This window comes from Janthinobacterium sp. 1_2014MBL_MicDiv, from assembly GCF_001865675.1.
Classification (GTDB): Bacteria; Pseudomonadota; Gammaproteobacteria; order Burkholderiales; family Burkholderiaceae_D; genus Janthinobacterium.
This window is the reverse complement of record NZ_CP011319.1, coordinates 3,729,165-3,753,049: the sequence shown is the minus strand read 5'-3', so window position 1 is coordinate 3,753,049 and position 23,885 is coordinate 3,729,165. Positions and strand designations below refer to the sequence as shown.

Here is a 23,885-nt window from a genome sequence, read left to right as displayed (position 1 = left end):
GGCACTCACGGCGCCGAGACGATGATGGTCACGCGGCGGTTTTCCGCCTTGCCCGTCTTGCTGGCGTTCGAGGCCACGGGCTTGCTCATGCCCAGGCCTTTCACGGTGATGTTGTCGCGCGGCACGCCCGTCGCGCTCATGGCGTCGGCCACCACGTTGGCGCGCGCCAGCGACAGCTTGTTGTTGTACGCTTCCGTGCCTTCATTGTCCGTATGGCCTTCCACGCGCATGTGCGTGATGCCCACTTTCAGCAGGGCGGCGCTGATCTTCTGGATGGCGCTGCGGCTGGGCGGCGTCAGCTTGGCGGCGTCGAATTCGAACAGCAGCTTGTCTGTGAAGCTCAGCTCCCAGCCTTCGTCCGTCTGGTTGAAACCCTGCTCCTTCAGGACGGCGACCTGCTCGGCGTTGAACAGCGGCTTTTTCTCGGGCGCGCTCTGGCAGGCCGTCAGCAGGCCCAGCATCAGGAGGAAGGGGGCGAGTAAGCCCAGGCGTAACTGCTTGTAGATGCATTGCATGGTGATGCTCCTTGTGGTCAGGGGTGGGTGTGGGTGTGCGGCAGGCGGGCCACCTGGCGCGTACCGCGCTGGGCCTGCTTGGCGCGGTACATGGCCTCGTCCGCCGCGCCCACCAGCGACACGGCGTCGATGGCGTGATCGGGGAAGACGGCCACGCCGATGGTCAGCGAGGTGACGATGCTGTTTCCTGTTGGTAATTCAATGGCGTGCGACATGGCGGCGATGATGTTGTCGGCGATATGCATGGCGTCGGCGCTGCTGCGCAGCGGCTTGAGCACGATGGCGAATTCGTCGCCGCCCAGGCGCGCCACCAGGTCGCCTTCGCGCAACTGCTGCTTGATGCGCGCGGCGATCGTCACCAGCACGCGGTCGCCCGAGGCATGGCCGAAGGTATCGTTGATGTACTTGAAGCGGTCGCTGTCGAGGAACAGCACGGCCACCTTGCCGTTGCCGACCCGCGCGTCGATGATGGCGCGCTCGAGTTCCGCTTCCATGAAGGCGCGGTTCGACAAACCCGTCAGGCTGTCGTGGTTGGCGCGGTGCGACAGCGAGGCATTTTCCTTTTGCAAATGGCTTTGCCACGCCTCAAGCTCGTCGAGCAGGGCGTTGAAGTCGTCATTGATCTGGTTCAGTTCGGCGATATTGGCGGCCGGCACGCGCAACTCGAACGAGCGGTCGCGCCGCACGCGGTGCGCCGTCTCGGCCAGGTGGCGCAGCGGCGCCGTGATTTCCGTTTCCATGCGGCGCGACAGGCGCACGGCGACGATCAGGCTCAGCGCCAGGCACGCGAGCAAACAGCTGAGACCGCTCAACAGGAAGGGCAGCAGGCTGCGGCTGTGCGGTACCAGCTTGATGCTACCGATCACATTGTCGTCGTGCGTGATGGGGAAGGTCAGCGAATCGGGCAGCATCCAGCCCGTCAGCGCCCGTTCGATGTAGTAGCGGGTGCCGTGCTCGCCCCGTTCCCAGCGGGCCAGGACCTTGCCATCCTTGCCGCTCACTTGCGCCCGGTCAATGTCTTCATTGACGCCGATCAAGGCCAGCGCTTCCTTGGCGGCCATGGGGTCGCCAAAGACGACGGCCGCTTCCACCGTGTAGCTCATCGAGCGCGCCACCAGGCGCAGGTTCTGGTCCGAATACACGCGCAGGGCCAGCAGCGCCACGGCCGTCAGGGTCAGGCCGGCCGCCAGCACGGCGATCAGCGATACGCTCAGGTGGGCGCGCCGCAGCACGCTGTCGAGCGTGGGACGCGGTTTTCCGGCCAGCTTGCCGCGTAGTCGGAGGTTCATGGCTGGGGTCCCTTGCGACGTGCAATTTGCAAGGCGTTCGGATGCACGCGCAGGCCGCTGCGGGCGATGGCGTCGAGGTTGACGTCAAAGCCGAGCTGCGCATCGAGCAGGCGCAGGCAGAACATGGTGCCCACGGGGCAGGCCGTGCCCGGTTCGCTGACGGACAGGATAGGCTTGCCGATGATCTGCGTCAGCAGCAGTTCGCGTTCGTTTTCCGGCAGGCTGCCCATGTAGACGACGTCGCATTCATGCACGGCGCCCGCTACCGGCTGCACTTTCACGCGGATGCGTTGTCCCATGCTCGAGGCGGGCGTGTCGACGATGGCCGCGCCATGGCGGGTCGTGCCGACCATGCAGACGCGCACTTCGGGGCGCGCCACGGGCCAGCGCACATAGCTGATGATGCCGAACAACACTTGCGCCACGTCGGCCTGGCGCCTGGCGTCCGCTGCGGCGCTACCCTGCGCCCACGCCGTGGCGGGCGCCAGCATGCCGCAGGCGAACAGCGAGGCCAGCAGCAGGGCGGCGAGCAGTGCGGGCGGCGCGGTGCGCTGCCGGTGGCAGTGAGAGGAAGGCACGGCTTTGAGTGTCTTTATTCAGGTCGGGATGGCTACTCAAACTGCTACTCATCAACACAGACTGTACGGAACTGCGTGCTGAAAGTAAATCAATTGTGCGATATAACCTTGCATTATAAACACTAATGTGAAAACTTGCATTCTTTACCATGAGAATTGCACGTCAACATGGCTGAAGCCGGGCCGGACTGTGGCTATTCCTCCAATGTCGCTTCCAGCAAGTCGATCTCGCGCAGCAGGCGCAGGTGGATGGTGTCGTCCAGTTCGCCCGAGATGCGGCGGCGGAACAGCTCGTCGCGTTCCGCATTCAGCGCTTCCAGGCGCAGCGCCCGCTCGGCCCGGGCCAGCTCCTGCATGCGCGTCGCTTCGTCGTTGCTGCTTTCGCCATACGCGAGGCGCCGGCGGTAGGCTTCGATCAGGCGGTTGGACGCCTCGGTGACGACTTGCTGCTTGTCATCCTTGTCGATGCCGGCGCAGATTTTTTCCAGCCGCGCGATGGCGGCCTCGGCGGCGGCGGCGCGCGCGTTGCGCTCTTCCGTCGAGCGGCGCGCGGGCGGGGCGAAGACGAGGCCCTTGGTCAGCAGGGGCAGGGTCACGCTGGCCAGCAGCAGCGACAGCAGGATCACGCCCATGGCCAGGAAGATGACGAGGTCGCGCGCAGGGAAACGATTGCCGTCAGGCAAAAACAACGGCAGGGTCAGGATGCCGGCCAAGGTCAGCGCGCCGCGCACGCCCGCAAACGAGGCCACCAGCAGCAGGCGCAGGCTGGGGCGCGCCAGCAGCGCTGCGTCCTTCGGTTCGCCCGCCATCTTCTTGTGGTGCTTGAACAGGGTCAGCTTCATCGAGATGAAGACCCAGATGAAGCGCATGAAGGTCAGCCCCACCGTGATGGCGACGACGAACAGGGGCAGCTTCCAGGCGCTGCCGGCGCCCACTTCGGCGGACGCGGCCGGCAAGCCGGCGACGGTGGTGGGCAGTTGCGCGCCCAGCATGACGAAGATCACGCCGTTCAAGACCAGTTGCACGGTATCCCACACGGCCTTGCGCTGCGTGCGCGTGGCGGCCAGGGGGCGGCCGATCAGGTCGGCGTAATGCATGGAGACGCCGGCCGTGGCGGCGGCCAGGATGCCCGAGCCGTGGATCTGCTCGGCGCCCAGGTAGGCGGCGAACGGGATCAGGATGCTGATCAGGATCTGCAGGCCCGGTTCCTCGCCGACCTTGCTCACCAGCCATTTATTCGCCAGGCCCACGCCCCATGAGATGGCCAGGCCGATGACGATGCCGCCGCCCGCTTCCTGCAGAAAGCTCAGCGAGGCGGCGCCGATGGAAAAGCCGCCCGTCATCATGGCGCCCACGGCAAACGTGAAACAGACGAGGCCGGAAGCGTCGTTCAGCAGCGATTCGCCTTCGAGGATGTGCATCAGGCGCGGCGGGATCGGGTTGCCGGCCGCAATCGCCGACACGGCCACAGGGTCGGTCGGCGACAGGATGGCGCCCAGCGCGAAGGCGACGGCCAGCGGCACGCTGGGGATCAGCCAGTCGATGAAAAAGCCCATGCCCAGCACGGTAAACAGCACGAGGCCGATGGCCAGCATCAGGATCGAGCGCGCATCGGAAAAGAAGGCGCCCTTCGGGATGCGCCAGCCATCGAGAAACAGCAGCGGCGGGATGAAGAGCAGGAAGAAAATGTCGGGATCGAGCGGCACTTGCACGCCAAACACGGCCAATCCCGTGCCGCCGGCGATCTGGATCAGGGGCAGCGGCAGCCTGACCCAGCGCGAACGGGCGATGAAGCCGCACAGGACGACGGTCAGGACGAGGATGAGGATGATGGTGACGGTATGCATGGTTGGAACAGGTGCTGAAACGGTGATTATAAGGTGTGGCGGCGGCTGGCCGCGCAAGCGGGCTGTACGCGCTGCGGCGGGAAGGCGGGGCGGACCAGGTGTCATTGCGTACATACAACAAGTCACAATCGCGGTAAGATTGTAACAATCGGCCCTGCCGCCGCTGCCATGCGCGTGCGGCCGGCGCGCGCGCCTGGACACTTACCGGATTCCTGTTTTGCTCAAAAAGATCTTCACCGGCCTGCTGCTATTGCTGGCACTGCTCACCGTGGCGGCGCTGGCCGCCTATCTGTATTACTGGCGCCCCGCGCTGGCGCCCGGCAATCCGCCCGCCGCCACGGCGTTTTCCCCGCAGGTGGTCGAGCAAGGCCGCATCCTGGCCGGCATGGGCAATTGCGCCGCCTGCCATACGGCCAAGGGGGGCGCCGACTACGCGGGCGGGCGCGGCCTGGCCACGCCGTTCGGCACGATACACGCCACGAACATCACGCCCGACACGCAGACGGGCATCGGCCGCTGGTCGCTGGCGGCCTTCCAGCGGGCCATGCGCGAAGGCGTGGGCCGCGACGGCGCGCACCTGTTCCCCGTCTTCCCCTACACGCACTTCACGCTCGTCTCGGACGCGGACTTGACGGCCCTGTACGCGTATTTCATGACGCGCCCGCCCGTGTATGCGGCCGCGCCCGCCAACACGGTGCCGTTCCCGCTCAATCTGCGCGCCTTGCAGGCCGGCTGGAAATTGCTGTACTTCAAGCCGGCCAGCTATCAGCTTGATCCTGCGCAAGGCCTGGACTGGAACCGGGGCCGCTACCTGGCCGAGGGCCTGGCCCACTGCGCCGCCTGCCACACGCCGCGCAATGCGCTGGGCGCCGAGATCGCCGGCTCGCCCTACGTGGGCGCGGCCATCGACCACTGGTATGCGCCGGCCTTGAACAGCGCCAACACGGCGCCATTGCCGTGGACGCAGGATGAGCTGTACACCTATCTGCGCACGGGCGCCACGGCCTTGCATGGCGTGGCGGCCGGCCCCATGTCGGCAGTCGTGCATGAAGGCATGGGCGCTTCGCCGGACAGCGATATCCGCGCGCTGTCCGTGTATTTTGCCGGCGTGGCCGGCGCGGAGCAGCGCCAGGTGGACGTGGATGCCGTGGTGAAAGCCGGCATCGCGCGCTCGCAGCGCGTCAGCCTGGTCGACAACGACCGCGGCGCCAGCCTGTACGTGGCCGCCTGTGCCGCGTGCCACTCGAACAGCGATGGCCAGCCTGCGGCCCTGCGCCCGGAACTGAGCCTGAACAGCGCCGTCAGCGCGCCCGATCCCGCCAACCTGATCCAGGTGATACTGCGCGGCATCAGCAAGGATGAAGCCATGCCGGGCGTGCTGATGCCGGGTTTTGCCCAGTCGCTGACGGACAACGACGTGGCCCAGCTGGCCGCCTACCTGCGCCGCAGCCGCAGCCACCAACCGGCCTGGACGAATCTGGAAGCGGCCGTGGCGCGCACGCGCGCCGCCAAGTGATGCACGCGCGCCGCCAAGTGATTGAAATTGAAAGACTTTATGCATAATATTACCGTCAATGGCCAGCCCTTCAGCACCGACGTCGATGCCGACACCCCCTTGCTGTGGGTGCTGCGCGACGAGGCCCATCTGAAGGGCACCAAGTTTGGCTGCGGCATCGGCATGTGCGGCGCCTGCACCGTGCACGTCGATGGGCGCGCCATGCGTTCGTGCATCACGCCGATTGCGGCCGTGACCGGCTGCGCCATCACCACCATCGAAGGCCTGTCGCCCGATGGCACGCACCCGCTGCAGCAGGCGTGGATCGCCACGCAGGCGCCGCAGTGCGGCTATTGCCAGTCGGGCCAGATCATGCAGGCGGCCACCCTGCTGAAAGACTATCCGCAGCCGACGGACGCGAATATCGATGCCGTCATGAGCGGCAACCTGTGCCGCTGCATGGCGTACGTGCGCATCCGCAAGGCCATCAAGCTGGCCGCGGGCATGCCGCAGGAGGCGCCGCATGCTTGAATTTCCAGGCAAGTTGCCAAAAGAAGGCCCCGGCCGTCTCCCGTCGCCGGGGCGGCGCGGTTTCCTCATCGCCGCCGCCGGCACGGGCTTTACCCTGGCATTCCTGCGCGCCGATACGTCGTTGGCCGCGGCAAAGACGCGCGCGGCGCCGGCGCCGGCCGCAATGCCGGCCGCGCCCGTGTTCGATCCCAGCATCTGGTTTAGCATCGATGTCGACGGCGTGATCACGGTCAATATCGCCAAGGCGGAAATGGGCCAGCATATCGGCACGGCCCTGGCGCGCATCGTCGCCGACGAGCTGGAAGCGGACTGGAGCAAGGTGCGCCTGCATTATGTCGACACGGACCCGAAATGGGGCTTGATGGTGACGGGCGGCAGCTGGTCCGTCTGGCAGAATTTCGACCCGCTCAGCCGTGCCGGCGCGGCCGGCCGCCTCGCGCTGGTCGAGGAGGGCGCGCGCCTGCTGCGCGTGCCCGTCTCCGCCTGCCATGCGAAACTGGGCATGGTGCATGGACGGGGGCGGTCGATTGCCTATGGCGACATCGTGCGCCGTGGCAAGCTGGCGCGCCACTATACGCCCGAGCAGCTGCAAGCCATCGTGCTGAAAACGCCGCAGCAGCGCAGCCTGGTCGGCCAGCCCGTGCAGGCACTGGACATCCCCTCGAAAACGGATGGCACGGCCGTGTACGGCATCGATGCGCACATCGAGGGCATGTTGTATGCGCGCCCGAAGATACCGCCCACGCGCTATGGCGCGAAGGTGGTGTCCATCGACGATACGGCGGCCAAAAAAGTGAGGGGCTACCTGCGCAGCGTGGCCCTGCAAGACCCCAGCGGCACGGTGCCCGGCTGGGTCATGGTAGTGGCCGAAACGTATGCGGCCGCCATGCGCGCGGCCGAGCTGGTGCAGGTGAAATGGCGGGCCGGCGCGGCCGCCCACGTGTCCGAGCAGGATATCGTCAACTACGCCACCAAGCAGCTGGCCGATGCCACGCTGGGCGCGCGCGTGGTCGATGATGACGGCGTGGAGCAGGCGTTCAACGATGCCAGCCTGAAGCTGGAACGCCACTACACGACGGGCACGGTGCTGCATTTCCAGCTGGAACCGGTGAATGCCGTGGCGCAGGAAATCGACGGCGTCTGGCATATTCATGCGGGCAACCAGTGGCAATCGCTGATATTGCCTGTCCTCGCGCAGGCCCTGAAGGTGCCGGAAAGCCAGGTGATGCTGCATACCTATCTGCTCGGTGGCGGCTTCGGGCGGCGCCTGAACGGCGATTATTGCGTGCCGGCCGCACTGGCGGCGCAAGCCGTCGGGCGCCCCGTCAAGATGATCTGCACGCGCACCGACGATGCGCGCTTCGATTCGCCCCGTTCGCCTTCCGTGCAGCACCTGCGCATGGCATTCGATGGCGACGGCAAGGTGGCGGCCATGGTGCACGAGGCGAGCGCGGGCTGGCCCACGCAAGCCATGATACCGGCCTTGCTGGCCAAGGATAAGCAGGGCCATCCGTACGACCCGTTCGCCATCGCCGGCGCCGACCACTGGTACACGGTGGGCGCGCAGCGCGTGCGGGCCGTGTCGAACGACCTGGCCAACAGCAGTTTCCGGCCCGGCTGGCTGCGCTCCGTGGGGCCGGGCTGGACGAACTGGGCCGTGGAAAGCTTCATGGACGAGGCGGCGCAGGCGGCCAAGGTCGACCCGCTGGCGTTCCGCCTGTCGCTGCTGCAGGCGACGGGGCGCAACGGCGGCAGCGCGCCGAACGCCGTCGGCGGCGCCGCGCGCCTGGCCCACGTGCTGCGCCGGGCGGCGGAAAAGGCGGGCTGGGGCACGGCCATGCCGCCCGACACGGGCCTGGGCATCGCCGCCACGTTCGGCCAGGAGCGCGACATGCCGACCTGGACGGCGTGCGTGGCCCGCGTCAGGGTGGACCGCGGCACGTGCATGGTGAAAGTCGAGAAACTGACCATGGTGATCGACGCCGGCACCATCGTCGATCCCGATGGCGCGCTGGCGCAGGCGGAAGGCGGGGCGCTGTGGGGCGTGAGCATGGCCTTGCATGAAGGCACGGCGTTCCTGAATGGCGAAGTGAAGGATACCAACCTGAATACCTACACGCCGCTGCGCATGGCCGACGTGCCGGAGCTCGACATCGAATTCGTCAGCAGCACGCAGGCGGCGACGGGCATGGGCGAGCCGCCCACCACGGCCGTGGCGCCCGCCATCGGCAACGCCATCTTTGCGGCAGTGGCTGCGCGCGTGCGGCATTTGCCGATCCGTCCGGAAGCCGTGCTGAAGGGGTTGGACCGGCATGGCGCCGTATAAAATTGCTTTTTTGAAATTATTGCCTGCCGCGCAGCCCAGGCGAGAACGGCCGCGCAGAAACGGGCGCAGACTGGTACACTGAAGGTTGCCGCTCAAGGCGTGCAGGCTGCGCCCGGCCCGGCAAAATCAGCGTCATAGCAGCTTGATTCCAGCTCGATAGCGGAGGCAACCATGCAAGAACAATTTGTCAGCATCACGGCCGATGAACTTCAAATGGATGGCGTGCTCGACATGCCCGAGCGCCCGGTCGGCATCGTCCTGTTTGCCCACGGCGCTGGCGCCGACAGCGACTATCTGGGCGCCTCCAGCCATGCCACGTCACAAGACTTCCTGCGAGCGGGCATCGCCACCCTGCGCTTCGACCAGGGCGGCATCGCGCCGGCCGGCGGCAGCAATGGCCATGCGTATTTCGTGCGCAGCGATATCGTGCTGCTGGCGCGCCAGCTGGAAAAAGCGCTGGGCTGGCTGCAAGTCGATCCATCCACGCGGCGCCTGCCGTGCGGCCTGTATGGCTATGGCACGAGCGCGGCCGTGGTGATGCAGCTGGCGGCCTGGCGCAGCAGCGAGATCGCCGCGCTGGCCGTCTGCGATGGCCAGGTGGAAATGGCGGGCAAGGCGGCGCTGGAAAACGTGCGCGTGCCGTCGCTGCTCATCGTGGGCGGCCGCGATCCCGACGTGGCCGGCCTGAACCGCATGGCCTTCGCCACCTTGCGCTGCGATAAACAACTGGAACAGATCGCGTCACCGGGCGGCCCCGACACGCGCCACCAGGCCGCCTTGCTGGCCACGGACTGGTACACGCGCCATTTCAACGGGCATACCAGCACGGCCCAGTAGCGGGGACTCAGGCGATGGCGCGCAGCTGGCGCGCATGGAAGCGCACATGCTCTTCCATGAAGGTGGCGATGAAGTAATAGCCGTGGTCGTAGCCGGCATGGCGGCGTAGCTGCAGTGGCTGGGCCGCGTCCTGGCACGCCGCTTCGAAGACGTCGGGGAACAGTTGCTCGGGCAGGAATTTGTCGGCCAGGCCCTGGTCGATCAGTATGCCGTCAGGAAACGGCGCCGTCTTGCCCTGCAGGCCACGCATCAGTGCGCTGGCGTCATACTGCTGCCAGCTGGCCGCGTCGCTGCCCAGGTAGCCCGAAAACGCCTTCTTGCCCCATGGACACTGGCTGGGTGCGGCGATGGGGGCGAAGGCGGAGACGGAACGGAACAGTTCAGGATTGCGCAAGGCCAGCACCAGCGCGCCGTGGCCGCCCATGGAATGGCCGAAAATGCCCGTGCGCTGCGCATCGATGGCCAGTTCCTGCTCCAGCAGCGCGCGCAGTTCGAGTATGTAGCTATACATGCGATAGTGGCCGCTCCATGGCGCCTCGGTGGCGTCGACATAAAAGCCGGCGCCTACGCCGAAATCCCAGCTCTCGCTCTCGCCCGCGATGCCGGCGCCGCGGGGGCTGGTGTCGGGCGCGATCAGGATCAGGCCTTCCTCGGCGGCCACGCGCTGCGCGCCGCCCTTGGTCATGAACGTTTCTTCCGTGCAGGTCAGGCCCGCCAGGTAGAACAGGGCGGGGCGCCTGGCGTGACTCGTGGCGCCTGGCGCCGTGTCCGGAATGAAGGCCGAAAAACGCATGGGCAAGCCGATGGCTTGCGCGTCGTGGCGATAAAAACGTTGTACGCCGCCAAAACAGGCGTGTTCACTCAACAGTTCCAGCATGAATTCTCCTCGTCAATCCCACAGTATAACGAGAGTGGCATGCGGCTGAGCCGGGATCAGCCCAGCATGGCCGCTAATGCAGGCAAGATGTCCTGTGCCGGCGCTTCGGTCTTGAACGCCAGCAAATGGTCGGCGCGCGTCTTGCCCAGGTTGATGGCGGCCACGGGCTTGCCCGTTTCGGCCGCCATGCGGCACAGGCGAAAGCTCGAATACACCATGACGGACGAACCCACCACCAGCAGCGCGCTGGCGTCGCCCATCTTGCGTCCGGCCTCGGCCGCGCAGGCGGGCGGCACGCCATCGCCGAAAAACACCACGTCCGGCTGCAGGGTGCCGCCGCAATGCGGACAGCAGGGGAGGTGAAAAGTGGCCAGTTGCGACGGTTCCAGCAGGGCGTCGCCGTCGGGCGCCGGCGTGGCCGTGGCACCGAGCATCTGCGGATTGTCGCGCTCCAGCACTTCCTGGATCAGGCGGCGCGTGTGGCGGGCGCGGCAATCGAGGCACACCACGCCATGTATGCTGCCATGCAATTCCGTGACGGCGACGCTGCCCGCCTGCTGGTGCAGGCCATCCACGTTTTGCGTCACCAGGCCGCCTATCCGCCGGCGCTGCGCCAGTTGCGCGATGGCAAGGTGCCCCGCATTTGGCGCGGCGCGCGCCAGGGTGGGCCAGCCTACCATGCTGCGCGCCCAGTAGCGGCGGCGCACGGCTTCCTGGCGGCGAAAGTCGGGGCCTTGCACGGGCGCGTTGCCGCGCCGCACGCCGTCCGTGTCGCGATAATCGGGAATGCCGGACGCCGTGCTGATGCCGGCGCCCGTCAGCAGCAGCGCGTCCGGATGGCGCTGCAGGAACTGCGCCAGCTGGTCGAGGGCGGGATCGTCGCTGGCGGGCCGCTGGCTGGCGAGGGGGAAAATGTGCATGATGCGCCATGCTACCCGAAAAGCGCGGCGCCGTAGCGGGGCCGCGCCGCTCGCGCATGCCGGCTGCCGCGTGCGCCGCCGTTTATTTCACGCAGTTTATTCCAGCTTCATGCCGAAACGCTGCAGGCGCGGTTGCCAGTGATCCTCGATATCGGCCGAGACGAGGATGCGCTCGGCCTTGCCGATCAGCAATTTCCGCGGCACGAAGCCGAAATAGCGCGAATCGGCGCTATTGTCGCGGTTATCGCCCAGCATGAGGAAATGGTCGGCCGGCACCGTCACGGGGGCAAAGCTGCGCGCGGCGCCCGCGATCTGCGGCAAGACCTGGATGCGGTGCTGCTCGGTCTGGTTGCGCTCGCGGATGCGCTGGGCCGTCAGCTGGCCCACGTGGGCGATGGTTTCAGGCGCCGTATCGAGCGCCGTGTACTGGGCGGGCTGGCCGTTGATGATCAGCTGTTCCTCGCGCATTTCCACGGTGTCGCCGGGCAGGGCGATGATGCGCTTGATCAGCCGCGTGCCGTCTTTCGGAGAGGAAAAGGTGACGATGTCGCCCCGCTGCGGTTCGCCCAGGCGCTGCAGCACGATATCGGTCAGCGGCACTTTCAGGTTGAAGGCCAGGCGGTTGACGAAGACCACGTCGCCTTCGAGCAGGTTGGGGCGCATGGATGCCGAGGGGATGGGATTCCAGTCGGCCACGGCCGTGCGGAACACGCCGAACAGCAGGATAAACATCAAAAAACCTTTGTTGGCGCGTATCCATGTTTTCATCGTGTCTCGCTTTCGGCCTGTGCCGGTGATCGTTGGGGAGGGCGCCATTGCTGCTGGCGTCATCTGTACGATGCACGGCGTAGCTGAAGCCAGTCTTAAATGACGCGCACGGCAGGACGCGCAATGCCGGCCACGCAGTGTCATGCCGGACTTTGCAAGCGATGGCAGATTGACGAACCTTGACGCTATCCGTCCAGTATCGCCGTGCTTTGCGCTGTGACAAGGCCGTGGCCGATACGGGGACGTGCACATTTCCACCAGGAACTGTCAGCCGGCGGCGTGCTCCTTGCGCCGTTCGAAATACAGCAAGTCCGACCAGGCATTCTGGAAGAACATGGCCTGTTCCGACTTGCCGTACTGATGAAAGCCATTGCGCCGCATGACGGCGATCGAGCCGAGGTTTTGCGGCCGCGCCGTCGCTTCCAGGCGCCACAGTTCCAGCTCGCCGAATGCTTCTTCCAGCAACAGGGCCACGATGCGCGTGGCGTAGCCGCGTCCGCCGAACCGTTCGCCGATGCGGTAGCCGAGCTGCGCCTTGTTGAAATAGGGGCGCGTGACGCCCGTCAGGTTGACCCGGCCGACGATCTGTCCGTCCAGCTTGGCCAGGTACTGGTGCGCGCGGTCTTGCTGGCGTTCGTGCTGCGCCTGCTCGATGGCGGCGGCGATGGCTTCCTGGCTGTAATAGCCCGGCGCGCGGGCCGTGACCCAGCTTTCAAAATAGGCGCGGTTTTCCAGTTCGAAATCCAGCAAGCCGGCAAGGTCGGCACTGGTGGGCGGGAGCAGCTGCAGGCGGTCGGGGACTGGCATGGGATCGGGTCGAAAGGCGATGCGCCATTATAATCAACAGGCGCAATTCGCCGCATACGTGCAGGATTTTGTGAAGGAGCAGCATGCTGTCCCATATTTGCCTTGGCACCAATGATTTTCCCCGCGCTTATGCCTTCTATGCAGTGCTGCTGGGGGAGCTGGGCTTGCTCGAGAAATTCCATGATGCGGCCAAGCCGTGGGCGGGCTGGATGGCGCGCGATGCGGCGCGCCCCCTGTTCGTGCTGGGCGCGCCGCATGACGGCTTGCCGGCCGCGCCCGGCAATGGGCAGATGACGGCCTTGCTGGCGGCCAGCCGCGCGCAGGTGGACCGCTGCCACCAGGCCGTGCTGGCGCTGGGCGCCGTGTGCGAAGGGCCGCCCGGCTTGCGGCCCCATTACCACGCCCATTACTATGGCGCCTACTTCCGCGACCTCGATGGCAACAAGCTGTGCGTCTGCTGCCACGCCGAAGAATAATTCAGCGCGCTCCCCAGACCTCGTCTTCCGTCCAGCCCAGTTCCAGAAAATCCTGCGCCCGCTCGTCCGCCTCGCCGGCACAAAAGAATTCGTCGAGCTGCGGCGGCGCGATGCGCGTGCCGGCCAGCATGGCATGCACTTGCCCCCGGTGGTGGATCTGGTGCTGGAACAGGTGTGCCAGCAGGCGCAGGCGCGTGTCGACTTGCGGCGTGTCGCGCAGGATGGTCACGGGCCGCGCCAGGTCCGCATCGCACAGGCTGCGGCAATGGGCGACCAGGCGCGCATCGGACGCCCGCTGTGCCGCCTGCAGCGCGGCGCAGTCCGTAAATGGTTCGTCCTTTTCAAAGAAGACATGGCAGTCCGGATGCGGTGATTCGGCGCGCAGTTCGCGCTCGAGCGCATCGAGATAAAACCAGTCGCATGTGAGGATGTGATTCAGGGTGAGCTGGATGGTGGGGAAGAAACTGACGCGCGTGGCCTGGAACTCGGCCAGCGATAATTGTCGGCAAGCCTTCAGCAGGCGGTGGTTGGCCCAGGCGTTGTTATACGCCTGGCTGGTGACGTAGCGGGCCAGTATGTTGCTCATGATGTGCCTTGCAAAGCAGGGGAGTGGCGAGAGCGCTACTGTAGCAGCTTGCCGCACGTGACAACGCCTGCCGCACCGGCACGTCTGTCATCAAGTAAAATCGCGGGCGGATGTCGCGATAGTGATGCATATAGGGTGTGGATAGCAAAATGGGTTGGATAGGAAAATTACTGAACGGCGGCGACGAAAAAAACAAGCCTGCGCCAGTCGCGGCAGCGGCGGCGCCCGAGATGGCACGGCAGCCAGCCAGCATCAGCGAAATCGACGCCATCTATTACCGCTGGCTGGCTGCCGCGGGTTCGGCGCAGGCACCAAAGCAGGCGGAACAGCAGATTCTGGACGAATTGACGCGCCTGGCCCGTGAACCGATCGCGGGCGCTGCGCTGGTGCCGCGTATTCCGGCCATCATTCCGCAGTTGATGCGTACCTTGCAAGAGGAGAACATGAGCGCGGCCCAGCTGTCGCGCCAGCTGGCCCAGGACGTGGTGCTCGTTGCCGAGGTCTACCGCGAAGCGAACCGGCCCTGCTACCACTCGCGCTACAACGCCAGCCCGTCGATCAACAACATGGAGGGCGCCATCATGCTGCTGGGGCAAAACGGCATGCGCATGCTGCTCGCCCGCGTCGCCTTCCGTCCCATCGTCAGCATGCAAAGCGGCGGGCTGACCATACGCACGGCGCCGCTGATCTGGCGCCAGTCCGAGAAATGCGCGCTGGCGGCCAACCTGGTCGCGCCGGCACTGCAGGCAAACGCCTTCGATGCCTATCTCGCGGGACTGATGTCGAATGTCGGCCTGGTGGTGGCGTTCCGGCTGATCGACCAGATGCATGCGCCCGATGCCTTCCCGCAATCGGATGCCTTCATTGCCCAGGTATTTGCGCAAGCGCGTATCTTGTCGGTGCGGATCGCCGAATTATGGGAGTTTCCCGAGTCCGTGACCCGCGCGATCGGGCAGGCCGATGCCGATCCGCAGGCGCAGGCGCTGGCGCGGGGCGACCGCTTGAGCAAGCTGCGCATGCTGGTCGATACCGGCCGCTTTCCTGCCGACGATCCTTTCGTGACGGCCGGACTCGGCAAGAGTGACCTGCAGGTGTTCGACAAACTGGCCGACGACGAGGATTGATGGCCGCGGGCCGGGATTGTGTAGTAATGTAGCAACTAACTGAATGGCTTCAAGCGTCCGCAAGCCGCTATTGATGCCGACCGTATGCTCATGCTACCGAGGAGGTTCCTTGCTCCAATCTCGCCATGCCATGCTGGCTGCCGCGTGTTTTTTGACTGCGACACAGCTCTGCGCCGCCGCGCCGGACACACTGCCCGTCAAACCGGCCTTTACGCCCTCCGCCTGCGTGGTGCCGGTGCTGCCGGGCGAGAAGATAGAGTGCGGCATGCTGAGCGTGCCCGAGCACCGGGGCAAGGCCGATAGCCGCGCCATCGCCTTGCCCGTCATGATTTTCCGTAGCAGTGCGGCCGCGCCCGCAGCCGATCCCGTCGTGTATCTGCCCGGCGGGCCAGGCCTGAGCAGCATCGACGGGCGCACCAGCGGCAAGGGCAATCCGTTTTTGCTGGAACGCGACCAGATACTGCTCGAAGGACGCGGCAACAAGTTCGCCCAGCCTTCATTGGCCTGTCCCGAATTGAACGTGCTACGGGCGGCGGATGCGGCGCCTGCCGCGCAGACGCAGGCGGTCGAGCGCTGCCGCGCCGTCCTGGCGGCCTCCGGCATCGACCTCGATGGCTACACCTCGGCGGAATCGGCGGACGACCTCGACGACCTGCGCCGCCTGCTCGGCATCGCACAGTGGAATTTGATCGGCTTTTCGTACGGCACGCGCCTGGCACAGGCGGTGCTGGCGCGCCATCCAGAGGGCGTGCGCAGCGTGGTGCTCGACTCCGTGCTGCCGGCCGACATCAACTACGATGAAATGGCCGCGGCGCCGCTGCAGCGCGCCATCGACCTGGTCCTCGACGGCTGCGCGACGGAGCCCGCGTGCGACGCGCGCTACCCGGACCTGCGCGGACGCCTGATGGCGCTGCTTGCGCGCGCCGACCGCGACGGCATCGCGGCGCCGGGGCGCGTGCTGCGCCGGCGCGACATCGTCCATGCCCTGGCCGAGGGATTGCAGCAGCCGGCGCTGATCCCCACCTTGCCTCGCCTGATCGGCGAAGCGGCGCAAGGCCGCCCGCAAGGCCTGCTGCCATTGCTGCGCAGCGCGCCTTCCAGCTTCAACTGGGGGCTGCGCCTGTCGATCTGGTGTGGCGAGGAAATGCCGTTTGAACAGCCCGGGCGCATGGCCGCGCAGGTATCGCCGGCCCTGGGGCTGGGCGGCGTGGATAGCCGCACGGCGACGCCCGACATGTGCGGCGCCTGGCGCGTCGCAGCGGCCGCGGCGCAGGCAAACCATGCCGTGAAAAGCGAGGTGCCGGTGCTGATCCTGGCCGGCGAATTCGATCCCGTGACGCCGCCCGCGTGGGGACGGCGCCTGCTGCGCACGATGCCCAATGCGCGCTTCGTGCAGATTCCGGGACAGGCGCATGGCGCCATGTTCAACCGCTGCGGCGGGCAGCTGACGCTGGCCTTCCTGCGCGACCCGCGCGCGCCCCTGAACCTGGACTGCGTGGCCAGGATGCAGGGACTGGTGTTTTCCGGCGACTAGCGCGCAAAGTAGAGCGCATGCAGGTGCTCGAGATCGACCTCGGACGCCGCCTGCGACAGCGCCACTTTCCCGCTTTGCATCAGGTAGACGTGGTCGGCCACGCCCACGGCGCGCGCCGTATTCTGCTCGACGAGGATGATGGTGCGACGGCCGTCGTTCAGGCGCGCGAGGATCTCGAACAGTTCGTTGACCACCAGCGGCGCCAGGCCCAGCGACGGCTCGTCGATGATCAGCAGCGACGGGTCCGACATCAGCCCGCGCGCCATCGCCAGCATCTGCGCCTCGCCGCCCGACAGCGAGCCTGCCAGCTGCCGGCGCCGCTCGTGCAGGCGCGGAAACATGGCGTAGGCTTCGGCCAGGCGCGCCGGCATGTGGCTGCGGTGCTCCTTCGGGAAGGCGCCCATGATCAGGTTTTCTTCCACGCTCATGTCGCGAAACGTCATGCGGCCCTCGGGGATCATGGTGACCCTGGCATCGCTCATCTTCCACGTCGGCGTGCCGTTGATGGCCACGCCGTCGAGCGCGATGCGGCCGGCGCCCACCGGCAGCAGGCCCATGATGGCCCGCAGCAGGGTGGTCTTGCCGGCCCCGTTCGGGCCGATGATGGTGGTCAGCTTGCCCTTCTGGATGTCCAGGGAGACATCCCACAGCACATTGATGGCGCCATAGCCGGCGCGCAGGTTCTCTATCTTCAGCGTCGTTTCAAGCATGAACTGCTCCCGTGTAGCTTTCGATGACGGCGGGGTCGCGGAAGACGGCGTCCGGCGTGCCGTCGGCGATCAGCTGGCCGAAATTGAGCACGGCCACGCGCTGGCACAGATTGCTGATGGTTTCGATATCGTGCTCGATCATGACGATGCCGACGCCAAACTGCGCGTGCAAGTCCTTCAGCATGCCCATGAAGCGGCGCTTGCCGTTCGTTTCCAGCCCGGCCAGCACTTCGTCGAGCAGCAGCAGCTTGGGATTCGTCGCCAGCGCCTTGGCCACTTCCAGCGCCTTGAGCTCCGTCAGCGCCAGTTCGCTGGCCGCGTCGCGCCCGGCCTTGCCCGCCAGGCTAGTAAAATCGAGGATTTCGTCGATCTGGCGCATGTCCACCTTGCCCGTGCCGAAGCGCTGCGCCACGATGAGGTTTTCGCGCACCGTCAGTTCATGCATCGGTTGCGGGATCTGGAAGGTGCGGCCCAGGCCCAGGCGCGCGCGCTGGTACATGGGCGTGGCCATGATGTCGCGCCCCTCGAAGCGGATATGGCCGCTGGTGGGGCGCACGAGGCCGGAAATGGCGTTGAACAGGGTGGTCTTGCCGGCGCCGTTGGCGCCGACCAGGCCGATCACGTCGTGGCTGCCCACCTTCAGCGTGACGCTGTCGACGGCCGTCAGGCCGCCGAAGCGCACGGACACATTATCGAGTTCAAGCATGTGTTTTCTCCTTCGCCTTGAACGCGTTTTTCAGCCATTTTTGCAGCAGCGGCAGCAGGCCGTTCGGGCTGAAGACGATCATCGCCACCAGCAGCACGCCGAGCACCAGCTGGTGCCCGGTGGGGATCAGCGACTTGAAAATGAGCTGGTCCACCAGGTACACGACGACGGCGCCCAGCACGGGGCCGAGGATGGTGCGGTAGCCGCCGAAGATGGCCGCCACGATGGGCAGGGTGACCCACAGGCTGTTGAAGGCGTAGTCGGGCTCGAGGAAGTTGATGTAGTGGGCGTTGAAGGCGCCGAACAGGCCCGCCATGAAGGCCGATACCAGCAGCATCATGCCTTTCAACAGGGTGCTGTTGACGCCGACGACGCGCGTGGCGTCTTCGCTGTCGTGCATGGCGCGCAGGGCGATGCCGTAGTGGCTGGCGCGGATGCGGCTGTAGGCGATGGCGCAGCACACCACCAGGGTCAGCACCACCAGGTAGGCGCCCGTCTTGCTGGCCAGGTCGAAGCCGAAGACGGTGGGCAGGGTGGGAATGTTGTTGATGCCGCCGGCGCCGCCCGTGACGGAACTCCATTCCGTGGCCAGGATGCGGAAGATGTGGGCGTAGGCGAGGATGGCCAGCGCAAAATACGGCCCGCGCAGGCGCAGCACTGGCAGCATGATGATGGCGGCGATGGCCGCGCCCGCGCCGCCCAGCAGCATGGCGGCAAACACGGGCAAGCCCAGTTTCACGGTGGCCAGCGCGGATACATACGCGCCCACGCCGAAGAACGCCGCGTGGCCGAAGCTGACCATGCCACCCAGGTTGCCCAACAGGGCCCAGGACATGGCCACGCCGCCGATGATCAGGGCCGCCACCACTATGCTCATCACATACTGGTTGGCGCCCAGGAGCAGCGGCACGGCGACATAGGCGGCCAGCAGCAGGGCCGCCGTGGCCATCAGTGTTGAACGCTTCATCCGCGCCTCCGTTGTGCGCCGAACAAGCCGTTCGGCATGATGAACAGCACCAGCAGGAACAGCACCATGCCCGACAATTCCTGCAGCGCGGAGCTGGCCAGGGTGACGGTCAGCGCTTCGGCCACGCCCAGCAGCACGGCGGCGATCAGCACGCCCGGTATCGAGCCGATGCCGGCCAGTACCGTGATGATGAAGGCTTTCACCGTCAGCGCGCCGCCGTATGCCGGCTGGATCACGCCATAGCTGAACAGGGCCACGCCCGCGAAGGCGGCCAGGATGCCTGCGACCAGAAAAGAGACCAGCTCCGTGCGGCCCGGGTCGATGCCCATCAGCTTGGCCGCGTCGCGGTTGCTGGAGACGGCGCGCACGGCGCGGCCATACCAGCTGGTGGCCAGCCAGCGCCACAGGGCCGCCATCAGCACCAGGCTGACGCCGAAGAAAATCACTTCGCTGCGCATGCTGAAGAAGGGGCCGATCTCGATGCCTTCCTGCAGCCAGCTCGACGAGGTGGAGCGGATGTCGGCCTTCCATACCAGCAGGATGAAATTGGTGAGGATGACGCCGATGCCGTAGGTCAGGATCAGCGAATTGATTTCGCGGTCCTTCTTGATGCGGCTGACGATCAGGTAGACGCCGACGGACGTCAGGCTGACGATCACCAGCGCGATGGGAATGGCGAACATGGGGCCCAGGCCCAGGCCCGACTCCACACTGTAGGCGATGTAGGCGGCCAGCAGCACCAGTTCGCCGTGCGCCAGGTTGATCACTTTCATGGTGCCGAAGACCAGCGCCAGTCCCAGTGCGATCAGGGCGTAGGAGCCGCCCTGCAGCAAGCCCGAATACAGGGCTTGCAAGATTAATTCAGTCATGTCGTCATCCCGTCAGGCGGCCTGGCGCAGCATGTACGCAGCGTGCATGCAGTGCAGGACCGCCGTTCATCGGTGCGCGCCCGGAAGGGCACGCGCGTGTGCAGCGGGAGGCTGCCGCTTACCAGGGCACGGCCGGGTAGGCCAGCTTGCCCGTGGCGTGCTCCTTCGGCCAGACGATCACCACTTTCTTGTCCTGGTGCTGCGCCATGCGGTGCACGAAGTTCTGGTTGTCGCCGTTGGCGGCGAACTGCACCCGGCCGATCAGGGTTTCGCGGTCCGTCTTGCGCATTTCCTCGGCCACGCCGCCTTTCTTGATGGTGCCCTTGTCGGCCGCGCGCGCGATCGCTTCGAACAGCAGCATCGACTGCACGTAGCCGAACTGGCCCAGGTAGTCCGGCTCCTTCTTGTACAGCTGCTTGTAGGCGTCGCTGAACGCCTTGCCGTCGGCCGTCTTGAATTCCGTGGGGAAGGGCAGCAGGGCCGTGCCGAAGACGTTCGGCATCAGGTCGGGGAAGTCGGCCGCCATCTTTGGCGTGGCCAGCGACCAGACGCCCACCATGGCCTTGATCTTCGGTTTCAGCACGCGCGCGGCGCGGATGATGCCCACATAATCGTTTTCATAGCCGACCATGGCCACCACTTCCGATTTGTCTTGCAGCTTGATCTTGTTGATGATGGGCTTGAAGTCCGTGATGGCCGGGTCGAACGAGTGCGTCGTCACTTTCACGCCCCTGGCGGCCAGCGCCTTTTCCACGTCCTTCGCCAGGCCCGTGGTGGCGTCCTTGGTCGAATACACGATGGAGACGGATTTCGCGCCCACGTCGGCAAGCATGCCCAGCATGGCTTTTTCGTAGCCGGCCGTGTTATTGATGCGGAAAAAATTCTTGCGTCCGCTGGCCACCAGGCTGTCGTCGACGCCGCCCGAGGTGATGTAGACGAGCCCCAGCTTGTTGGCCGTATCCGAGGCGGGCGAGATATTGTTCGAGCCGTAGCCGCCCGTGATGGCCACGACGCCCTGGCTGGCCAGCTTTTCCACGGCGGCGATGGCCTTGGCCGGCGCCGATTCGTCGTCGACGGTGACGATCTTGACCTTGTGCTTGCCGTTGGTCTTGTTGAATACTTCGGCCGCGACCATGATGCCTTCCTGCATGCCGGCGCCGACGCGCGCCAGGTTGCCCGTGAGGGGAATTTCCGCGCCGACCAGGAATTCGTCGGCGCTGGCCTGCGACAGCCAGGCGCTGGCAACCAGCGCTGCCATGGCGATGCGTGTGTATGTGCGTTTCATCGTGTCTCCTCCGGTGATGTGACTTGGCTTGCCGGCGCCAGGATCGGCGCCGGCAACACTACCCGCCTGGGTTTTATTGTCGGGTCTCTTGCTAACAACTCGAATTCACTGCCTATCTTGCGCCATCTGCCGCAACTGGCCCTTCAAAATCTTGCCCGTGGCGGCGGCCGGCAAGGCTTCCATGACGATGATGGCGGACGGGCACTTGTACGGCGACAGCGTCTGCGCCAGCCAGGCCTGCAGCTCGGCCGCCGTGGTGCTCTGGCGCGAATCCAGCTCGACATAGGCGACGACGTCCTCGTTGCCGTCGTCCAGGGTGCGTCCCACCACGGCCGACTGGATCACGGACGGATGGGCATTCAGGGCCGTTTCCACTTCCAGCGGATAGACATTGAAGCCGGAGCGGATGATCAGTTCCTTGGTGCGCCCGACGATGAACAGCGCGCCGTCCGCTTCCTGGCGCGCCATGTCGCCCGTATTGAGCCAGCCGCCGTCGCGCATGGCGGCCGCCGTCATGGCCGGCTCGCGGTAGTAGCCGGCCATGACGTTCGGTCCGCGCATCCACAGTTCGCCTGCCTCGCCCGGCGCCACGTCGACGCCCTCGAAGCTGACCACGCGCACTTCCACGCCCGGTATCGGCGTGCCGACGGAATCGTCGGGGCGCGGCGACTCCAGGCGCGTCTGGCTGATGGTGGGCGAGCTTTCCGTCATGCCGTAGCCATTGTGCAGCGCGGTACCCAGCAGTTTTTCCACGTCGCGCTTGAGCGACGGCGCCAGCGGCGAGCCGCCCGCATAGGCAAAGCGCAGCCGCGTGGGCAGCGGGGTGTCGGGGCCGCCCAGGGTTTGCAGCAGTTTCGCGTACATGGCCGGCACGCCCTGCACGATGGTCAGTGCGTCGTCCTTCAGGGACGAGAGCAGGCCGTCGACGGAAAAGCGCGGCACCAGGTATAGCGCGGCGCCCGCATACAGGGTGCCCAGGGCCACCGAGGCCAGGCCATACACGTGCGAGATGGGCAGCACGCCATACGCGCGGTCGGAGCTGGTCAGGCCGCGCAGGGTGCTGGAGACGGCGGCGATGAACAGCAGGTTGCGGTGCGTCAGCATCACGCCCTTGGCCTGGCCCGTCGTGCCCGTGGTATAGATCAGCGCCGCCACTTGCCCGTTGCCGGGCACGCAGGCTTCGGCGATGCTGGCTTCATTCAGTCCGCCCGCCAGCAGCTCGCCCATGGCGTCGACCGTGACAGTGCTGGCGCCGTGGCGCGCCGCATGCGCGGCCGCTTCCGGCGAGGCGCCGGCCAGGAACAGCATCCTGCGCGCCGTGCAGTGGCCGGCGATGCTGTCGATCTCGCGCGCCGACAGCCGGGCATTGACGTTGACGATCCACGCGTCGATGCTGGCGCAAGCGAAGATCAGCGCCACCTGCAGCGCGCAGTTCTCGCCCACCACCATCAGGCGGTCGCCGGGGCGCACGCCGAGCTCGCGCAGCAGCTGCGCGGCGTTGTCCACGCCGTGCCGCAGCTGGGCGTAGCTCCATTGCCGGCCGCCTTCGTGCAGCGCCGGCGCGTCGGGCGTGCGGTCGGCCCAATATGCGGGGATGGCCGACAGGCGCGCCGGCAAGCCGGCCAGCAGTGCGGGAATGTCCATCGCGGTCTCCATTACTTTTGCGCTGCCTTGATCATGTTGCGGGCGATGACGATCTGCTGGATCTGCGTCGTGCCTTCGTAGATGCGGAACAGGCGCACGTCGCGGTAGAAGCGCTCGGCCGCGTATTCGCTGATGTAGCCCGCGCCGCCGTGGATCTGCACGGAGCGGTCGGCCACGCGGCCGCACATTTCGGAGGCGAACAGCTTGCAGCACGACGCTTCCGTCGAAATGTCTTCCCTGTTGTCGCGCCGGCGCGCGGCGTCGAGCACCATGCTGCGCGCCGCGTAAATCTCGGCCTTGCTGTCGGCCAGCATGGCCTGGATCAGCTGGAATTCGGCGATGGGCTGGCCGAACTGCTGGCGTTCCATCGCATAGGCCAGGGCGTCGGCCAGCATGCGTTCGGCCGCGCCCACGCAGACGGCGGCGATGTGCAAACGGCCCTTGTCGAGCACTTTCATGGCCGTCTTGAAGCCCACGCCTTCCTTGCCGCCGATGAGATTCGCGGCCGGCACGCGGCAGTTTTCAAAGATGACGTCGCAGGTATGCGCGCCTTGCTGACCCATTTTCCTGTCGATCTTGCCCAGCGAGAGGCCCGGCGTATCCTTTTCCACGATGAAGGCGGAAATGGCCGAGGCGCCGCGCTTGACGGGGTCCGTGCGCGCCATCACGGTAAAGATGCTCGCCTCGGGGGCGTTGGTGATATAGCGCTTGCTGCCGTTGAGGATGTAATGGTCGCCATCGCGCACGGCCGTCGTGCGCAGCGAAGCCGCATCGGAACCGGACCCCGCTTCCGTCAGCGCGAACGAGCCGATGATCTCGCCGGCCGCCAGCTTGGGCAGGTAATGCTGTTTCTGCGCCTCCGTGCCGTCGATCACGATGCCTTGCGAACCGATGCCGTTGTTCGTGCCGATCAGCGAACGGAAGGCCGGCGAGGTGCGGGCGATCTCGAAGGCCACGCGCACTTCCTCTTCCATGCTCAGTTCCAGGCCGCCATAGGCTTCCGGGATCGACAGGCCGAACAGGCCCAGTTCGCGCATCTGCGCCACGATGGCGGGCGGTATCGTATCCGTTTCGGCCACCAGCGCCTCGTTGGGCACCAGCACTTCGCGCACGAAGCGGGCGATGCTGTCGAGCAGGATGTTCAGGGTTTCTTCGTCGCGTATCATCGGGGTCCTCGGCGCGGTTGTCGGAGCT

The 23,885-nt window shown here is 66.2% G+C and carries 23 protein-coding genes; 7 read left to right on the top strand and 16 right to left on the bottom strand.

Annotation, left to right across the window (positions count from 1 at the left end):
* Nucleotides 1-5 precede the first annotated feature (5 nt).
* The 4 genes from YQ44_RS16195 to YQ44_RS16180 form a co-directional block, all read right to left on the bottom strand.
* Entirely contained in the window at nucleotides 6-515 is a 510-nt protein-coding gene (locus tag YQ44_RS16195; RefSeq protein ID WP_071324268.1) for an OmpA family protein, read from the bottom strand.
* A 17-nt stretch (nucleotides 516-532) separates the two neighbouring features.
* Complete coding sequence (locus YQ44_RS16190; protein WP_071324267.1) at nucleotides 533-1,804, bottom strand: diguanylate cyclase domain-containing protein; 1,272 nt, start codon at nucleotides 1,802-1,804, stop codon at nucleotides 533-535.
* Nucleotides 1,801-2,382, bottom strand: coding sequence for a YfiR family protein (locus tag YQ44_RS16185; RefSeq protein WP_232250920.1), 582 nt, complete (start codon nucleotides 2,380-2,382; stop codon nucleotides 1,801-1,803). The genes YQ44_RS16190 and YQ44_RS16185 overlap by 4 nt, the downstream gene beginning before the upstream one ends.
* Before the next feature lie 194 nt (nucleotides 2,383-2,576).
* Nucleotides 2,577-4,229, bottom strand: coding sequence for a Na+/H+ antiporter (locus YQ44_RS16180; RefSeq protein WP_071324266.1), 1,653 nt, complete (start codon nucleotides 4,227-4,229; stop codon nucleotides 2,577-2,579).
* A gap of 217 nt (nucleotides 4,230-4,446) precedes the next feature.
* On the opposite strand from YQ44_RS16180, the gene YQ44_RS16175 reads away from it, so the two are divergent.
* The 4 genes from YQ44_RS16175 to YQ44_RS16160 all read left to right on the top strand — a co-directional run bounded on the left by YQ44_RS16175 (nucleotide 4,447) and on the right by YQ44_RS16160 (nucleotide 9,418).
* Complete coding sequence (locus YQ44_RS16175; protein ID WP_071324265.1) at nucleotides 4,447-5,745, top strand: cytochrome c; 1,299 nt, start codon at nucleotides 4,447-4,449, stop codon at nucleotides 5,743-5,745.
* Nucleotides 5,746-5,784: 39 nt separating this feature from the next.
* On the top strand, nucleotides 5,785-6,255 hold the full coding sequence (locus YQ44_RS16170; RefSeq protein ID WP_071324264.1) for a (2Fe-2S)-binding protein: 471 nt from the start codon (nucleotides 5,785-5,787) through the stop codon (nucleotides 6,253-6,255).
* On the top strand, nucleotides 6,248-8,581 hold the full coding sequence (locus YQ44_RS16165) for a xanthine dehydrogenase family protein molybdopterin-binding subunit (RefSeq protein WP_071324263.1): 2,334 nt from the start codon (nucleotides 6,248-6,250) through the stop codon (nucleotides 8,579-8,581). The genes YQ44_RS16170 and YQ44_RS16165 overlap by 8 nt, the downstream gene beginning before the upstream one ends.
* Nucleotides 8,582-8,752: 171 nt before the next feature.
* The gene (locus tag YQ44_RS16160) at nucleotides 8,753-9,418 is read left to right on the top strand and encodes an alpha/beta hydrolase (RefSeq protein ID WP_071324262.1); all 666 of its coding nucleotides are present in this window, start codon (nucleotides 8,753-8,755) and stop codon (nucleotides 9,416-9,418) included.
* 7 nt (nucleotides 9,419-9,425) lie between these two features.
* Here the strand turns inward: YQ44_RS16160 and fghA are convergent, their stop codons facing one another.
* The 4 genes from fghA to YQ44_RS16140 form a co-directional block, all read right to left on the bottom strand.
* Nucleotides 9,426-10,295 carry an S-formylglutathione hydrolase gene (gene fghA, locus YQ44_RS16155; RefSeq protein WP_071324261.1) on the bottom strand — a complete coding sequence of 290 codons (870 nt, stop codon included), beginning with the start codon at nucleotides 10,293-10,295 and terminating at the stop codon, nucleotides 9,426-9,428.
* A 56-nt stretch (nucleotides 10,296-10,351) separates the two neighbouring features.
* Nucleotides 10,352-11,215 (bottom strand): NAD-dependent protein deacetylase, encoded by an 864-nt coding sequence (locus YQ44_RS16150; protein ID WP_071324260.1) that lies wholly within the window; start codon nucleotides 11,213-11,215, stop codon nucleotides 10,352-10,354.
* 96 nt (nucleotides 11,216-11,311) lie between these two features.
* Entirely contained in the window at nucleotides 11,312-11,983 is a 672-nt protein-coding gene (gene lepB, locus YQ44_RS16145) for a signal peptidase I (protein ID WP_071324259.1), read from the bottom strand.
* A gap of 267 nt (nucleotides 11,984-12,250) precedes the next feature.
* Nucleotides 12,251-12,790: a GNAT family N-acetyltransferase gene (locus YQ44_RS16140; RefSeq protein ID WP_071324258.1), complete on the bottom strand. Its 540-nt coding sequence runs from the start codon at nucleotides 12,788-12,790 to the stop codon at nucleotides 12,251-12,253.
* A gap of 83 nt (nucleotides 12,791-12,873) precedes the next feature.
* Here YQ44_RS16140 and YQ44_RS16135 point away from each other — a divergent pair, with 83 nt between their 5' ends.
* On the top strand, nucleotides 12,874-13,266 hold the full coding sequence (locus tag YQ44_RS16135) for a VOC family protein (RefSeq protein ID WP_071324257.1): 393 nt from the start codon (nucleotides 12,874-12,876) through the stop codon (nucleotides 13,264-13,266).
* Nucleotide 13,267: 1 nt separating this feature from the next.
* Here YQ44_RS16135 and YQ44_RS16130 read toward each other — a convergent pair whose 3' ends face one another.
* Nucleotides 13,268-13,852: a DinB family protein gene (locus tag YQ44_RS16130; RefSeq protein ID WP_071324256.1), complete on the bottom strand. Its 585-nt coding sequence runs from the start codon at nucleotides 13,850-13,852 to the stop codon at nucleotides 13,268-13,270.
* A gap of 230 nt (nucleotides 13,853-14,082) precedes the next feature.
* Here YQ44_RS16130 and YQ44_RS16125 point away from each other — a divergent pair, with 230 nt between their 5' ends.
* Both YQ44_RS16125 and YQ44_RS16120 read left to right on the top strand, forming a co-directional pair.
* Nucleotides 14,083-14,976: an HDOD domain-containing protein gene (locus YQ44_RS16125; RefSeq protein WP_198043718.1), complete on the top strand. Its 894-nt coding sequence runs from the start codon at nucleotides 14,083-14,085 to the stop codon at nucleotides 14,974-14,976.
* Nucleotides 14,977-15,127: 151 nt separating this feature from the next.
* Nucleotides 15,128-16,510, top strand: a complete 1,383-nt coding sequence (locus YQ44_RS16120; RefSeq protein ID WP_198043716.1) for an alpha/beta fold hydrolase — start codon at nucleotides 15,128-15,130, stop codon at nucleotides 16,508-16,510.
* On the opposite strand, the gene YQ44_RS16115 is transcribed toward YQ44_RS16120, so the two are convergent.
* The 7 genes from YQ44_RS16115 to YQ44_RS16085 form a co-directional block, all read right to left on the bottom strand.
* On the bottom strand, nucleotides 16,507-17,220 hold the full coding sequence (locus YQ44_RS16115; protein ID WP_071324253.1) for an ABC transporter ATP-binding protein: 714 nt from the start codon (nucleotides 17,218-17,220) through the stop codon (nucleotides 16,507-16,509). The two genes, YQ44_RS16120 and YQ44_RS16115, sit on opposite strands and share 4 nt — an antisense overlap.
* Nucleotides 17,213-17,926, bottom strand: coding sequence for an ABC transporter ATP-binding protein (locus YQ44_RS16110; RefSeq protein WP_071324252.1), 714 nt, complete (start codon nucleotides 17,924-17,926; stop codon nucleotides 17,213-17,215). The genes YQ44_RS16115 and YQ44_RS16110 overlap by 8 nt, the downstream gene beginning before the upstream one ends.
* On the bottom strand, nucleotides 17,919-18,893 hold the full coding sequence (locus tag YQ44_RS16105; RefSeq protein WP_071324251.1) for a branched-chain amino acid ABC transporter permease: 975 nt from the start codon (nucleotides 18,891-18,893) through the stop codon (nucleotides 17,919-17,921). Before YQ44_RS16105 ends, YQ44_RS16110 begins: the two co-directional genes overlap by 8 nt.
* Nucleotides 18,890-19,762 carry a branched-chain amino acid ABC transporter permease gene (locus tag YQ44_RS16100; protein ID WP_071324250.1) on the bottom strand — a complete coding sequence of 291 codons (873 nt, stop codon included), beginning with the start codon at nucleotides 19,760-19,762 and terminating at the stop codon, nucleotides 18,890-18,892. Before YQ44_RS16100 ends, YQ44_RS16105 begins: the two co-directional genes overlap by 4 nt.
* A gap of 118 nt (nucleotides 19,763-19,880) precedes the next feature.
* Nucleotides 19,881-21,047, bottom strand: coding sequence for an ABC transporter substrate-binding protein (locus YQ44_RS16095; RefSeq protein ID WP_071324249.1), 1,167 nt, complete (start codon nucleotides 21,045-21,047; stop codon nucleotides 19,881-19,883).
* Between the two features lie 105 nt (nucleotides 21,048-21,152).
* On the bottom strand, nucleotides 21,153-22,691 hold the full coding sequence (locus tag YQ44_RS16090) for a class I adenylate-forming enzyme family protein (protein WP_232250919.1): 1,539 nt from the start codon (nucleotides 22,689-22,691) through the stop codon (nucleotides 21,153-21,155).
* Nucleotides 22,692-22,702: 11 nt separating this feature from the next.
* On the bottom strand, nucleotides 22,703-23,857 hold the full coding sequence (locus tag YQ44_RS16085) for an acyl-CoA dehydrogenase family protein (RefSeq protein WP_071324247.1): 1,155 nt from the start codon (nucleotides 23,855-23,857) through the stop codon (nucleotides 22,703-22,705).
* Between the last annotated feature and the right edge of the window lie 28 nt (nucleotides 23,858-23,885).